This window comes from Paraburkholderia sp. 40, assembly GCF_050434105.1.
GTDB lineage: Bacteria > Pseudomonadota > Gammaproteobacteria > Burkholderiales > Burkholderiaceae > Paraburkholderia > Paraburkholderia tuberum.
On the sequence record NZ_JBNPVY010000003.1, the window covers coordinates 326,357 to 340,745 of the forward strand.

Sequence of the window (14,389 nt, forward strand, 5' to 3'; positions counted from 1 at the left end):
AATCCATCGCCGTCTCCTTCAACCTCTCTCTCGTTGATGTAGACATTTACGTAGAACTACAAACAGTAGGCCGTGAGGACATCACTTTTTTGCACGGCTCATAGGGTGTCGTTGCGACACTGTATCGATCGATCGCGACCATGGAGAGAGGTTTGTATGCGAATTTCTACCTCATGACACTCGCGATAGCAGAAATTTGGCGCGCATCGGTTGTGGCAGCGCTCTGCCGCCACTTCCGTATCGACGCTACGATCTTAGTGTGCTGAATCCTTCTGTTAGCTTTCACAAAGGCAGGTTTTCTTTAAGGTCTATCCCTACGTAGCTCGGGCGCCATCAATCTGTACTCGCCGCTTTGGGGCAACATGATCGTCGATCGCGATTACCATACGGGCGCAAGGAAGATTGAGGCGGAGGCTTCGAATCCCGCCAGTTGACTCTCATGTGATCGCTTTCGGACAATCGCCCATGCGCGGCGACTGACTCTTGTGCGTCGCCTGCGGAAGTTCGCCGTACGACTGGGGCCCGCCAGGTGCGCTCATTTGACATCGACGAAGAACCAGCGTCCGGCCGCGGGTGGCGCAACGCGCCGGCCAACCGGTCCGATGGCTTTGGCAGACTTTTCCCTAAAGTTGCATGCGAACCAGGTCGTTATACGTGACGAGCTGGCACTTCTTTCATGGACGGTGTCGTGCGAAGGCGAATCGGAAGGAATCCCAGGCAAATCGGATCAACCTCTACGGGGGATATCCGATGTTTGCCAGCACCTACAACAGCCTGCTCGTCCTGTTCTCGCTGCTTGTCGCGATTCTGGCCTCGTATACCGCGCTGATCGGGATCTCGTGATCGGTGTCCTTCGCTCCAACTGGTTGCTAGTTTCGGTTGAAGCCGTCGGGCGGCGTTGAACCGGATCGGCAAGCCGGCGAAAACCGGCGCGCCGAGGTGGGTGGCGAGGCTGTTTTACGTCGTCACCGATGTGTTTCGCGAGGGTGAGGACGAACGGGATCACGGCGCGCTGCGCCGGACATGAAGTGTGGACCTCAATTGCCGGATCAGTGACCGCAATAGTGCCGTAGATTGAGCATCGCGTAGGCCATGGTCTCGAATGCGTAGTGGAGCTGACTGATTCGATCGAAGCGAAGCAGCACGCGGCGGAACTTATCTTCTCATGCGAACACGCGCTCGGCAGAAGTTATGCCCACAAAGGTGCTCAGACAAATTCAGATCCCCAGACACAACGATATCCGTGGTTTTTTCGATGAAGTGGCTGAGGCCAGCCCGTACGACTGGATGGTCGTCGGCAATCAGAACATGAATCACGACAACGTACCGAAAGTCCGGAAGGCGATTGTTCGAGGGCCGGCAGTCGACGCTGACCGTACTTCTCCACACGTGACCAGGACCTCCCGTAACCGATGCTGCTGGACTTGGCTCGTGGCCGCCCCTCGGGTCTTTGCTGCTCCGGCTCTCTACGGCCGCCGCCGCTTTTCCCAGATCTGTTGAGTCATCACCGCTCAGCCATACCTGTCCGTCGCACCGCGCGCAGATGGCCAGCGCTCCCGCATGCGACGCGTCCGCCCGCCATACGGTGGCGCGGTGCCCACACGCCACGCACGCATATGTGTAACGCATTTCAGTGAGTATTTCCATCAACGGTCTCCCAGCCATCGCGTCCCGCACTTAACCCTTGAGCGCCGGTAGAAACCAGTTGAAATCGCCGACGCGTTCACCTCGTGCGTTGCTCTCTTTATTGAAGCATCCGGCTCACTCTTCGGAACGCGCCCTGTTTGTTCACGGAGAACACGGCAGATGTCGACTGCCAGGTCGTTGTCCCTGGCGAACCGCATGACAAAATCAAATGCGTCGGGACAGACGCGCCGCAATTCGTGCGCGATGCGCAGGCATTTAAGATCCTGCTCCACAACCGGCATCGCAAGTCGCGTGCAGGCGAGATGAATGCCGGGGCCGCGCTCCCCAACGAACAGCGTGATGATCCCGGTCAGGCGTTCGGCCCAGTCGCCCGGCGGGAACAGCTTGCGTTGCGACGTCACGCCGCGGATCAGGTGACAGTCAATACCATCGTCAGTCATGTTGTGCTGGAATCGCCGGCGTGTGCGCCGTCAGGTAGCGGGCGGGCTGTCTGCGTTCGGGCAGTTTGTCCGACGCTGCGTTCGACGTGAGAATGCCGGTCTGGAAGCTCATTTTTCCGATCGCACCGGTCGTCAGGGTTGTTTTCAGGAAGGGCTCTTCCATGTCAATGATGCGTTGTTAGAGGGTGAAACCTTCTCGGCTTTCACCGGCGATGACTTCTGATGGGGTTTCCCATGACTGGAATCCGTCTTTCCTGAATCAGGTGGCGAAAGATCGACGCAGACCGTAACGGGGCCGTGCTTTCGCATCCGGCGACGGCCGTCTCATGGAAACCCCCTAATTGAAAGGCTTTGTCGTGAAAGCCGGGAGAAGGGTTCATGCGCCCATAATCGCGCCATCGATGCAGACAGGCAGCACTTCGCGGCCGACAATAACGGAGACTATCGATGCAACCGAACCTCAGTGCGTTTCGCCATATTGCTCTTGCTTCCAGCCTGCTGTTCAGCCTTGCCTCGCAGCACGCGACGGCTGCCGATAGCGGGAAGATCACGATCATGGTCGGCGGCATCACGAAACTGATCTATCTGCCGGCGCGGCTGACCGAGCAGCTCGGCTACTTCAAGGACGAGGGGCTTGACGTTGAACTGCTGTCGCAGCCAGCCGGTGTCGATGCAGAGAACGAACTGCTGGCCGGTGCCGTCCAGGGTGTCGTGGGCTTCTACGACCACACGATCGATCTGCAGACGAAGGGCAAGGAAGTCAAAGCGATTGTCGTCTTTGGTCAGGTGCCAGGCGAAGTCGAAATGGTGTCGACCAAAGCTGCCGATACGGTCAAATCGATGGCCGACGTCAAGGGCAAGACGCTCGGCGTGTCGGGCCTGGGTTCGTCAACCAGCTTCCTCACGCAATACCTCGCCGGACAGCACGGTATCCAGTCGACGGAATACACGATGCTACCGGTGGGTGCTGATGCCAGCTTCATTGCTGCGATCAAACAAGGCCGTATCGACGCTGGCATGACCACGGAGCCCACGGTGTCGGCATTGCTGAAATCGGGCGAGGCGAAGGTGCTCGTCGACATGCGCTCGGTCGAGGGCACGAAGGCGGCGCTGGGCGGCACCTATCCTGCGTCAAGTCTCTACGTGCAGGCCGCATGGGCCGATTCGCACAAGGCGGAAGCGGCCAAGCTCGCGCATGCCTTTGTTCGCACGATGCAATTCATCCACTCGCATAGCGCGGAAGATATCGCGGCGAAGATGCCCGACGACTATCAGAAAGACAAGCCGCTTTACGTGAGCGCCCTGAAGGCGTCATTGCCGATGTACACCGTCGACGGCAGGATGCCGGCTGATGGTCCGGCGACCGTGCTCAAGGTGCTCTCGGCGTTCAATCCGTCGGTCAAAGGCAAGCATGTCGAATTGGACAAAACCTACACCAACGAGTTTGTCAGCTCGAAATAGGTCGCTGGCGCGCTCAGAGCGCTTGTGCAACCGGCTCCGTTGCGCTCGCGGTGCCGCCCTTGTGGCTTCGCTTATTCCCATGGATGGTACTGAATGAACCACGTTGTTTCCAAGGACGCGCCGGTCATCGAGTTTCGCTCGGTGTCATGTCGCTTCATCAGTCCCGATGGCAAGGCGACAGTCGCGTTGCGCAACTTCAGCATGTCCGTAGCCAAAGGCGAGTTCGTCGCGGTGGTGGGACCGACCGGTTGTGGCAAATCGACGACGCTCAGCATGATCACCGGACTGCTCAAGCCGACCACCGGCGAAGTGAGTGTGATGGGCGCACCGGTTGATGGCATCGATCCGCGCATCGGCTTTGTATTTCAGGCAGACGCGGTGTTCCCTTGGCGCTCGGTGCTCGATAACGTCGCAGCCGGCCCGCTGTATCGCGGCCGCTCGAAGTCCGCCGCGCACGACGAGGCGAACGAATGGCTGCGCCGCGTCGGGCTCGAAAAGTTCGGCAAGCACTTTCCGCATCAACTGTCGGGCGGCATGCGCAAGCGCGTCGCGCTCGCGCAGACTTTCATCAACAAGCCGGAAATCCTGCTGATGGATGAGCCGTTCTCCGCGCTCGACATGCAGACCCGCACGCTGATGCAGGATGAGCTGCTGCAGTTGTGGTCGGCCAACGCGGGCTCGGTGGTATTCGTCACGCACGATCTCGAAGAAGCAATTGCGCTGGCCGACCGGGTGTTCGTGTTGAGCGCGCGGCCCGCGACGTTGAAAAAAGTCTATGAGATCGATCTGCCGAGGCCGCGCGTGACGTCGGAGGTTCGCTACGATCCGCGCTTTATCGAGATTTCGCGCGATATCTGGCGCGACCTGCGTGAAGAAGTGCAGATCGCATGACTCAAACCCAGATCCGGAAAACACTCATGGCAACCTCTGAATACATGGCGGAAGCAGGCATCGACGCTACCTCGCTCGCCGCAGTTGAGCGAATTGCACAGCGACGGCTGCGCCAACGGCACGCACTGATCATCGGCTTGCGTGTCCTGGTACTGGTGGTTGTGCTCGGCGGATGGGAGATCGGCGGACGGACCAAATGGATCGATCCATTCTTCTTCTCGATGCCGTCGCTGATCTTCCAGCAGATCGTGGACTGGTTCGTAAACGGCACGTCACAAGGACCGCTGCTGGTGCAGGTCTGGGTCACGCTTGAGGAAACATTCCTTGGGTTTCTGATCGGTTCGGTTGGCGGCATTGTCTGCGGCGTTGTGCTGGGCCGCAACAAGCTGCTCTCCGATGTGTTCAGCCTCTACATCCAGATCGCGAATTCAATTCCCCGCGTTGTGCTCGGCTCAGTGTTCGTGATCGCGCTGGGCCTTGGGATGGCATCGAAAGTGGCGCTGGCCGTCGTGATGGTCTTTTTCGTCGTGTTCGGCAACGCCTTCCAGGGCGTACGGGAAGCTGACCGCTACATGATTGCGAATGCGCAGATCCTGGGCGCATCCAGGCGTCAGCTGACCACTTCAGTCGTGATTCCTTCCGCACTGTCGTGGATTCTCGCCAGCCTGCATGTGAGCTTCGGCTTCGCCCTCGTTGGCGCGGTGGTTGGCGAGTTTCTCGGCTCCAAACAGGGCATTGGCCTGCTGATCTCGACCGCTCAGGGTGCATTCAACGCCAGTGGGGTTTTTGCAGCGATGATCGTGCTCGCGGTGGTCGCGCTTACTGCGGACTATCTGCTTACCACGCTGGAAAAGCGCCTGCTGAAATGGAGACCTGCCGCGTTCTGAGCGTCAGGAGGCGCAAGGTTGCGCTTGCGATCAGCCAGGGGAAGGAAACGGCCAGTGCTGATCGCAGTCGCAGCAGCCGCGGAACATGCCGGGAGTCAACGATGTTGCATAGCCTGCGTGCACGCCTGCTCGGGTGGCTGCTGGTGCCGGTCGGCATGTTTGTACTCATCACCGGCCTGATGTCATATGACGCGGCTCGCGAGACTGCCGGCCTCCTGCAGGACAACGCATTGCTCGCCTCTGCGCGCATCATCGGCGAGGAAGTTAATTGGGAAAATGGCGTGCTGATTGCCAGGATTCCGCCCGCAGCGCTCGAGATGTTCGAGTCGCCCTACCAGGATCAGGTGTTCTACAGGATAGTCAAGGGTCGCGCGGACCTGCTCGGCGGCAATCCCAACCTGGCCGTCCCTGCGCATGCAATGCCGCGCCCCGTGTTTTACGACACGGCGCTTGATGGACAGCCCGTTCGCGCGGTCGCCTATGAGCGGGAGCTATACGACTCCGGCGCAACCGAGCCGGTCACAGTTATTGTGGCCAAGACGCAGGCATCGTACCGGGCCATGCTGCAGACCCTGTGGCGTCCCCAGTTGGTCCGGCAGGGGCTGATGCTGGCGCTCGCGGTAGCACTTGCCCTGCTCGGGCTGGCCCTTGAGTTGCGACCGCTCATCAGACTGAAGGAGGACGTGGCCGACCGCGACGCGTTGCAACTCGAGCCTATCTGGATCGAGCGCCTGCCTTCCGAGTTGCGCCCTGTCGTCGACGCGATCAATCAGTGTATCGCGCGCCTGAAACTGCATGCGACCACACAGCGAAAATTCATTGCGGACGCCGCGCACCAGTTGCGTACTCCCCTTGCGCTGCTGGGGGCGCAGATCCAGTGCGCCCGCCCGTGCGGGCATTGGGGACCGCTGCTGACAGATGCGCTGGCGGGTGTACGTCGCACCAGTGGGAAGATGACCGAGATGACCAATCAACTCCTGCTACTGGCCCAGGCCGAGTCGTCACCGCCTGATCGCACACCCGTCAGGGTCGACCTGGCCGCTGTCGTGTCGTGCGTACTGGAAGGACTCGTGGTGGCCGCACAGCGGCGCCAGATCGATCTCGGGGCCGAACTCACCGGACCGGCGTACGTGTCCGGTAGCGTGACCCTGTTGACGGCACTCGTGACGAATCTGGTCGATAACGCCATCCGCTACACGCAGGAGGGCGGAAGGGTTACTGCAACGTGCCGGGAGGAGGGCGATGCAGTTTTACTGCAGGTTATCGATAATGGTCCCGGCATTCCGGCCGAGGCGCGCGCCCACGTGTTCGAACGTTTCTACCGCGGGGCGACTTACGCCGAGGGAACGGGTCTGGGCCTGTCGATCGTGCGCGAAATCGCGCACTCGCATGGCGGAACGGTCGCATTGAAACCCGACGTCGAGCATGTCGGCCTCGTGGTCAGGGTCCGCTTGCCGAGATGGCGTGATTGAGGGCAACGCGATGAAGCTACTACTGGTGGAAGACAACATTGAGCTTGCGCACTGGATTGTCAATCTGTTGCACCAGGAGAACTTCGCGGTCGACTGTGTCCCTGACGGTGAACGCGCGGATGGGGTGCTAACGACGCAACGCTATGACGTAGTGCTGCTTGATCTTCGGTTGCCACGAATGGACGGCAGGGAGGTACTGGCGCGACTACGCCGCCGCGGCGACACCGTGCCGGTGTTGATGCTGACGGCGCATGGTTCGACCGAGGACAAGATTGATTGTTTCAGTGCGGGCGCCGACGACTATGTTGTCAAGCCGTTCGACGCACGCGAGCTGGTCGTCCGTATCAAGGCGCTGATCCGACGGCAGTCAGGTGGCATGTCGTCATGCCTGACCTGTGGCGATCTCCAGTACATATCCGAGACGCGGGAGTTCCTTCACCATGACGCACCCCTGGCGTTGCGGCGTCGCGAGCACACTGTCCTCGAAACGCTGATGTTGCGACAGGGCAAAACGGTCTCGAAGACCATCCTGATGGAGAGTGTGTTCAGTCTGGACGACGAGCCGAGTGCGGACGCCATCGACATCTATATTCACCGCTTGCGCAAACATCTCGCGAGGTCCAGCGCGCAGATCATGACGTTGCGGGGCCTAGGTTACATCCTGCGGCAAAAGGATCCCGGATAATGGGCATAGGGCGTCATTACGTATATCAGTGAATGTACTTAGTTGTACGAGTGACACGGGAAAGGGGCGTGAAGGATTGGGGTAACTAGGATTGCGTCCATCGCATACCAGATTCACATACCCAGAACGGACGGGCTGCAGCGGCCGCGAGCAGAAAACCAGATTTTCAACGCAGCAATCAGAGGAGACGATCTTGAAAAAAAAGTATCTTACGCTGGCTATCGCGGCCAGTGCGCTCGGCGCGACCGCCGCCCACGCGCAGTCGAGCGTGCAGCTTTATGGCCTGATGGACCTGAGCGTGCCGACCTATCAGACGCATGCCGACGCGAACGGCAATCACGTCATCGGCATGGGTATCGGCGGCCTGCCGTGGTTCAGCGGTAGCCGTTGGGGCCTGAAGGGTGCAGAAGATATCGGGGGGGGCTCGAAAATCATTTTCCGCCTGGAAAGCGAATTCGTCGTCGCCAACGGGCAGATGGCGGACCCCGGCCAGATCTTCGACCGCGATGCGTGGGTTGGTATTGAAAATGACACGTTCGGCAAGTTCACGGCCGGCTTCCAGAACACGATCGCACGCGACGCAGCGGCGATCTACGGCGACCCGTACGGTAGCGCGAAGCTGTCCACCGAAGAAGGCGGCTGGACCAATACGAACAACTTCAAGCAGATGATTTTCTACGCGGCCAGCGCGACCGGTACGCGTTATAGCAATGGCGTGGCGTGGAAGAAACTGTTCAGCAACGGCATCTTCGCCAGCGCCGGCTACGCATTCGGCAACTCGACGAGCTTCGGCACCAACGCCAACTACCAGGCAGCGCTTGGCTACAACGGCGGCCCGTTCAACGTGTCGGGCTTCTATAGTCACGTGAATCGCGTTGGCTTTACAAACCAGACGTTCTCAGTAGGCGGCAACTATACGTTCGGCATCCTGCGTGCCAACGCCGGTTACTTCCGTTACCTGGGCAATCAGGGCGCGCTCGGCCAGCGCCAGGATAACGCATGGACGGTATCGCTCAAGCTGTCGCCAAAGGGACCGTTCGACTACCAACTCGGTTACCAGCAGATGCGCGTGCACAATGCCGCGTACAACAGCGACGGCGACATCCCGAACGCGAACATCGGTGCTTTCGATCCGACGTCGGGTCTCCACAACGGCTACAAGGAAACGTTGTACTGGTCGGCTTTCTATCACCTGTCGAAGCGTACCGAAGTATATCTGGCCGGCGACTACATGAGGCTTCACGGCGGCTATACGGTCGGAACCACGTTTGGTGCGACCAACCAGCTTGAACTCACGACGGGTGTTCGCACCCGGTTCTGATCCTGGAAGCCTCCTGGCTGATTCATCGACGAAAAGTGCTCCTATTTGCGGCGACGGATAAATCCGTTCGCCGCTTTTTTCTGTACCGCGGGTCGAGGACGACTACCATGTTCAGAAATGCCACTATCCGCACCGCCCTGACAGTCACGATCGCCGGCTATGAGGCCGCATTGGTGTTCGTGATTGCCACATCTGTCGCTGGTCTTAAGACGGCCAACGCGGCGCTCGAAAAGATGTACGCCGAAGAGACGGTCGCCTCGCGCCACCTCGCCGCGAGTGGCGAAGCGATTTTGCAGGTGCGGGTCGATCTCGGCGCCTACGAAACGTTCGTCGCGCAGGGAAAACCCACCGACGCGGTGCTCGCCGGCGTGCACGCCGGGCTGGCGGACAGTGGTCGTGAACTGGCGGCGTATCTCACGCAGCCGCCGTCGGACGACGTGGAGAAGGGCCTGGCTGACACCCTGCGCGCGAGGCGTGAGAAGTTGATGAAACAGGTGCTGGCCCCAGAAATCGCGGCGCTCGACCAGAACGATTTCATTACGTTCCGGACCACGGAGCGTCAGGCGCCTGAGGCGGTGTTCAGCGACTATAAAAGCGCCCAGCTTGCGCTGGAGAATGTCCAGATGCAGCAGTAGAAGGCACGCTTCAATCTGGCCCAGGCGCATTTTCATCTGCTGTGCTGGGTGTTTGGGGCCATAGGCGTTGTCGCGCTCGCGTTCGGCCTCTTCGCGCGCTTCATGGTGACCGCGTCGATCGTACGGCCGATCAACGCGGCTATCCAGCACTTCGAGCGGATCGCCGCCGGTGACCTGACAGGGCAGATCGCCACTATGCGTCAACGAAATGGGCTGGCTGATGGGGGCGCTTGCCCGCATGCAGGAGGGCGCTCGTTGCTGCCGTCAGCCAGGTTCGCCACGAAACCGCGGCTATCGCGCACGGCGTGCGTGAGATCGCGAGCGGCAATGCCGACCTGTCGACGCGTACCGAACAGCAGGCGGCGACACTGGAGGAAACCGCATCGAGCATGGAAGAGTTGACCTCGACGATCAGGCAGAATGCCGACAACGCACGGCAGGCCAGTGCGCTCGCCGAAAACGCGTCGGAGATCTCGGCGCGCGCGGCGGCGACGTTGTCGAGCAGGTCATCGACCTGATCGCGGACATGGCGTCGGGATCGGACAGGATCGTCGACATTATTGGCGCAATCGAGGGTATCGCATTCCAGACCAACATACTCGCGCTGAATGCCGCCGTCGAAGCTGCGCGTGCTGGCGACGAAGGGCGTGGATTCGCGGTGCTGGCAGGCGAAGTACGTGCACTGGCACAACGCTCGGCGGCAGCGGCGAAAGAGATCAGGGAGCCGACCAGTGGGTCGGTCGCAAAGGTTCAGAATGGAGCCGAACTCGCGACCCGCGCTGGCGCCACGATGACGGAAATCGTCGGCGCTGCGCGCAATGTAACCCGTATCGTGAGCGAAATCAGCGTGGCTTCGGAAGAACAGTCGCGCGGCATCGAGCAGTTCAACCGCGCGGTCACGCAGATGCACAACGCGACCCAGCAGAATGCCGCGCTGGTTGAGCAGGCCGCGGTAGCGGCGGCGCTCGAAGATCAGGCGGGCGCCCTTGACGATGCGGTGCCGTGTTCCGACTGCATGAATCTCGCCAACCGCTTGGCGAGGAACCCCGCTGGCAGGACTGGACGCCGTCAGAACTATCGACCGCCCAGGCATGAGCCATCGAACCCTTTGTGCCCATGCGATCGTCAAAGCCATCGCAGCGCAACCCTTGTCCCAATTGCCGGTCCAATCAGTAAGGCAGCGTGGTGTGTCAGGAGGCGCGAGATGGATGCTCGAACGACTTTGGGCCGGCTTGGGGCCGGTTTGCTCGCATGCATGCTCCTGGCCAGCTTTGCGGGATGCGACGCGTTCACCGGACCGCCCGCACCGGAATGGCCGGGCCCCCACGCGCCGTATCCTTTCCCCAACGACGTTCCGCATCGGACCGAATGACGTGACATGGGCGCGGTAAATTCTCGCGTTCAGTGTGCGTCGCGGACCTGCCATAACCGAACGTCGGCCGGAACAGGCTTTGCAGATCTGCGAAAAAAACGGTTCTGTCGCGGTAAGGCGATGTGAGCAAACGACAGAGATTTGATTAGGAACACTTACATAGACGGAGAGTAGAATTGACGGGCGCCCGGTGGCTTGAGTTTGCCTGCGTCTTTCATCTGCCCCTTGGCGATCATATGCATGAGTTCAATGCCGCTCAGCAAGATGCGGGCACAGCGAAAATCCTTGAATCCCAACATGGGTCGGGTACGTCGCTTGATCGCCCGATGGTCTTGTTCCACGATATTGTTGAGATACTTGGCCTGGCGGATCTTGATGGGCGTCTGACGCTCGGCGTTCACGGCGTGCAGCCCGGCCAGATTGGCACCGCTCTTGTCGATGGTTACGGTTTCGGGCGCGCCATTCTGATCGATGGCCTTCTCGAAGTACCGTCGGGCCGCTTCCTTGTCCCGCCTGGCTCACAGCAGGAAGTCGACCGTGTTGCCGGCCTTGTCGACGGCGCGGTAGAGATACTTCCATGTGCCCCGGACCTTCACATAGGTTTCGTCCATCCGCCAACTCTTGCCGACCGGGCGCTTGCAGCGGCGGAACGCCTTTTCAAGCACCGGCAGGAGCTTGATGGCCCACCGGTGCACGGTCGAATGATCGACCGCGATCCCCCGTTCGGCCATCATCTCCTCGAGATTGCGCAAGCTCAGCGGGTAGGCGACGTACCAACGCACGCAAACCAACATTATCTCAAGCGGATAGTGCAACCGCTTCAGCACTTTGGCTACCGCCGGACTCAGTGCTTTCATTGTCGTTCACACCTTTCTGTAAGGTCGCCCAGCATACCAGCCTCCGCTATTGCAACAGAACCAAAGTAGGGGCGTGCGGACGATGTTCTTCCCGAGCGCGCGCGATGTTTGCTGAATATCCTCGCGAGTTACACCTGACAGAAAAAATCCGCTTCGGTTCCGCAGTGGGCTATGGGTGCCCGACGATTGTGCAAGATGTCGGGAAGCTCCATTTTTCGTTCCTCCTTTCATTATCGGTCAGTGCGGCAGTGATCAGTGGCGTACGCTGAAATCGACACGCAAATTGCGGGGCATCATCGAGAATGCAAACACCTCTTCCACCGGAGCCATACCTTCGGATGCTGACAAACGGAAGTTGCGGGACATCATTGCGATGGCGGATCGTATTTCGAGCAAGGCGAGACTCCGCCCCGGGCAAAGGCGGGGCCCGGACCCAAAGGGCACGAAACCAGCGCGATGACGGCTGGCGGCATCGGCGCCAGAGAGCCAGCGGTCGGGGGCGAATGCGTCAGCCTCTGAAGCACTTCTGTCCTCTAAGCCCTGGTAACGTGTTAGCAGCGCGATGACGGTTCCCTTCGGGATGTCAACGTCACCTATCAGGACGTCGCGATTGGCTTCGAGGCCTAGAACGGGTGCGACCGGTTTGAGTCGCATGGTCTCGTTGGCCACAGCATCGAGAAACGCAAGCCGATCAGTATCGCCAAGGTCTTCGAGTATGACCGCCTGTCCAACGACGGAGTCGACTTCCTCTTGCATCCTGCGCTGAACGTCGGGGTGACGACACATGAAATGGGTCATCCAGGCGATCGTGTTTGCCGTGGTATCTTCGCCGGCCAAAAGTATCGTAAATACATTCGCAAACACCTCGTCATCTGTTAATGGAGCCAAGCCGTCTTCTTGAGCAACTACCAATGCCTCCAAGAAGTTTGTCGGATGTGACGCAAAATCATGTGACTGCGCAAGGCGTGCGCGACTTTCGCTGATAAATTCACTGACGATCTCGCGAAGCGCCTTTACAGCACGATCTAGCGCTCTGTCGTCGGGCAGTTTGAGGTAGTGCCAATAGGGGAACGGGGTGTTGATCCGATGATTGAGCATCGGAAATATCCGCTCGAGATGTTGCTGGATGACGTCACCCTCGCACTCAAGGGTGTTCATGTCGTACCCAAGCGTGAGGTTCGTCGTCACGTCTACCGTATAGCGCATCAGGTCCTTCTGAATATCAACAGATCGCTGTTCGCGAGCCGCTTTGTCCAGGCGGCGCCTCAGACGCTCGGTCACTTTGCACAGCGTCGGGAAAAACGTTCGCAGATGCGCTGGGTCCAACGCTTGCGCGACCAACTGGCGTTGCCTTCTCCATGCCTCTCCTTCAGCGGAGAACACGCCGTTCATCCCAAGCTCCCTGGAGACGTTTTCAATTGCATCCCAGCGGCGATAGGTTCTCGGCCGATCGCGCAGGATCTGATTGATCAGGTTAGGATCCGCAATAGCGACGAACGGTCGATGCATCAGCCTGTACGTATAGATGGGCCCAAAGTCGCGGCACCACTCCTCCAAGGTGAGATGCAGCCTCGTGGGATGTAACTGGAGTAAGTTACCCAAAATGGGGAGCCCCTTGGGGCCTGGAAGTTGTGCTAGCGAGCGGACTGGGCGCGGAGAGGCCGACGACGATGGCTGACCAGCATTTACGTGCAATGCTTTCCACTTCTGCACCTCATCCCTATAAACGAGCACGTGAGCGCCATCGACCAGCGCGCTAAACTGCTTCAGACGGACACCCACCTGGCTGAGGGCGCAACCCGATGCACATTCAAACTGCCAGCCATGTCCTCGACAGGTCAGAACGCCGTCCTTTACCGAGCCTTCCGACAGCAGCGTGCCTTGGTGTGGACACCGGCCTTCGAAAATCGTAATCGCATCCGAATGCTTAATCACGACGAGTTCGACGCCTTCGACTTGTGCCGCGGTGACGCTATCCTCGACAAGTTCAGGCTTCTGCGCCACGACAATTCTTTCCTGGTGACGCGGTTCACCTATACCAGTGCTTATATCCATTGCCCGCTCCTTCGCGCGAGCGCCTCAAACTGCAGACGTTAGGCCAAAAAAAGTCGGTTCAGGAACTGCAGTACGGCCAGACACAATTGCGCGCAGCATCCGCTTATTAACTGAGAGCGATCTCTCGTGGAAGAGAGTTGTCGCGAACATACCGATGGGGGATGGCACGGAAAGACGCAACCGTCACCCGGGTGCGTACGAACAGTAGGTCCGGCCCTGCGTAGAGCCTCGCAGCGTGGACGCCGTACGTTCCGCGTGGTGTGTCACTGCGCGACGAGATCTAATCAAGAATGATAGATGCTATAGCGTGGCCGACAAGCCCCTTTTTCAGAGGCGTCGTTCGTATCGATCGAGAAGTCCGGTCTGATGGCAATGCAACTGGACACTATGATCAGGTGATAGATGTGGCGGTGTTGCTTTCTCATTTGGCCGCGCTAGCGACTCATCAGGCGGCGTAGAAAAAGAATGTGGGCAAGGAAAGGCAAAGGCGCGGGTCAGCGCTGCATCGTGTCGGGAGTTTGCTCTGCATGACTCTACGGGTCGCGCGCTTCCCAGCGACACGGTTGACGGACCGGTTCAGAACGTCGGGCGCTGTCCGACCCGTTGCCGTCATTCGTGTAGTCGCGCCGGCAACGGCCGCTCTCAAAGTCCAACGGCCATTCGTTC

The 14,389-nt window shown here is 59.6% G+C and carries 11 protein-coding genes and 2 pseudogenes; 9 read left to right on the plus strand and 4 right to left on the minus strand.

Annotated features, from left to right (window positions below; all coding sequences use genetic code 11):
* Window positions 1-1,805: 1,805 nt before the first annotated feature.
* Window positions 1,806-2,087, minus strand: a pseudogene (locus OKW28_RS16870) (DUF3579 domain-containing protein); the annotation flags it as partial.
* Entirely contained in the window at window positions 2,080-2,250 is a 171-nt protein-coding gene (locus tag OKW28_RS16875; RefSeq protein WP_429447429.1) for a hypothetical protein, read from the minus strand. The gene OKW28_RS16875 and the pseudogene OKW28_RS16870, both read right to left, overlap by 8 nt.
* Before the next feature lie 284 nt (window positions 2,251-2,534).
* Here OKW28_RS16875 and OKW28_RS16880 point away from each other — a divergent pair, with 284 nt between their 5' ends.
* From OKW28_RS16880 to OKW28_RS16920, 9 genes are all read left to right on the plus strand, one after another.
* Window positions 2,535-3,548, plus strand: a complete 1,014-nt coding sequence (locus OKW28_RS16880; protein ID WP_429447430.1) for an ABC transporter substrate-binding protein — start codon at window positions 2,535-2,537, stop codon at window positions 3,546-3,548.
* Window positions 3,549-3,641: 93 nt separating this feature from the next.
* Window positions 3,642-4,439 carry an ABC transporter ATP-binding protein gene (locus OKW28_RS16885; protein ID WP_429447432.1) on the plus strand — a complete coding sequence of 266 codons (798 nt, stop codon included), beginning with the start codon at window positions 3,642-3,644 and terminating at the stop codon, window positions 4,437-4,439.
* Window positions 4,440-4,483: 44 nt separating this feature from the next.
* Entirely contained in the window at window positions 4,484-5,326 is an 843-nt protein-coding gene (locus OKW28_RS16890; protein ID WP_429448744.1) for an ABC transporter permease, read from the plus strand.
* A 101-nt stretch (window positions 5,327-5,427) separates the two neighbouring features.
* A complete protein-coding gene (locus tag OKW28_RS16895; RefSeq protein ID WP_429447434.1) occupies window positions 5,428-6,798 on the plus strand; it encodes a sensor histidine kinase in 1,371 nt (456 codons plus the stop codon).
* Window positions 6,799-6,808: 10 nt separating this feature from the next.
* Complete coding sequence (locus OKW28_RS16900; RefSeq protein ID WP_429447436.1) at window positions 6,809-7,483, plus strand: response regulator; 675 nt, start codon at window positions 6,809-6,811, stop codon at window positions 7,481-7,483.
* A 193-nt stretch (window positions 7,484-7,676) separates the two neighbouring features.
* Window positions 7,677-8,804, plus strand: coding sequence for a porin (locus OKW28_RS16905; protein WP_429447438.1), 1,128 nt, complete (start codon window positions 7,677-7,679; stop codon window positions 8,802-8,804).
* A 107-nt stretch (window positions 8,805-8,911) separates the two neighbouring features.
* Entirely contained in the window at window positions 8,912-9,439 is a 528-nt protein-coding gene (locus OKW28_RS16910; protein ID WP_429447440.1) for a Tar ligand binding domain-containing protein, read from the plus strand.
* A gap of 305 nt (window positions 9,440-9,744) precedes the next feature.
* Window positions 9,745-9,957, plus strand: a complete 213-nt coding sequence (locus tag OKW28_RS16915; protein WP_429447442.1) for a hypothetical protein — start codon at window positions 9,745-9,747, stop codon at window positions 9,955-9,957.
* Window positions 9,958-9,965: 8 nt separating this feature from the next.
* Window positions 9,966-10,811 carry a methyl-accepting chemotaxis protein gene (locus tag OKW28_RS16920; protein WP_429447443.1) on the plus strand — a complete coding sequence of 282 codons (846 nt, stop codon included), beginning with the start codon at window positions 9,966-9,968 and terminating at the stop codon, window positions 10,809-10,811.
* 155 nt (window positions 10,812-10,966) lie between these two features.
* Here OKW28_RS16920 and OKW28_RS16925 read toward each other — a convergent pair.
* Together OKW28_RS16925 and OKW28_RS16930 are read right to left on the minus strand one after the other, a co-directional pair.
* A pseudogene (locus OKW28_RS16925) lies at window positions 10,967-11,668 on the minus strand (IS6 family transposase).
* A 252-nt stretch (window positions 11,669-11,920) separates the two neighbouring features.
* Window positions 11,921-13,723 (minus strand): cytochrome P450, encoded by a 1,803-nt coding sequence (locus OKW28_RS16930; protein WP_429447444.1) that lies wholly within the window; start codon window positions 13,721-13,723, stop codon window positions 11,921-11,923.
* Between the last annotated feature and the right edge of the window lie 666 nt (window positions 13,724-14,389).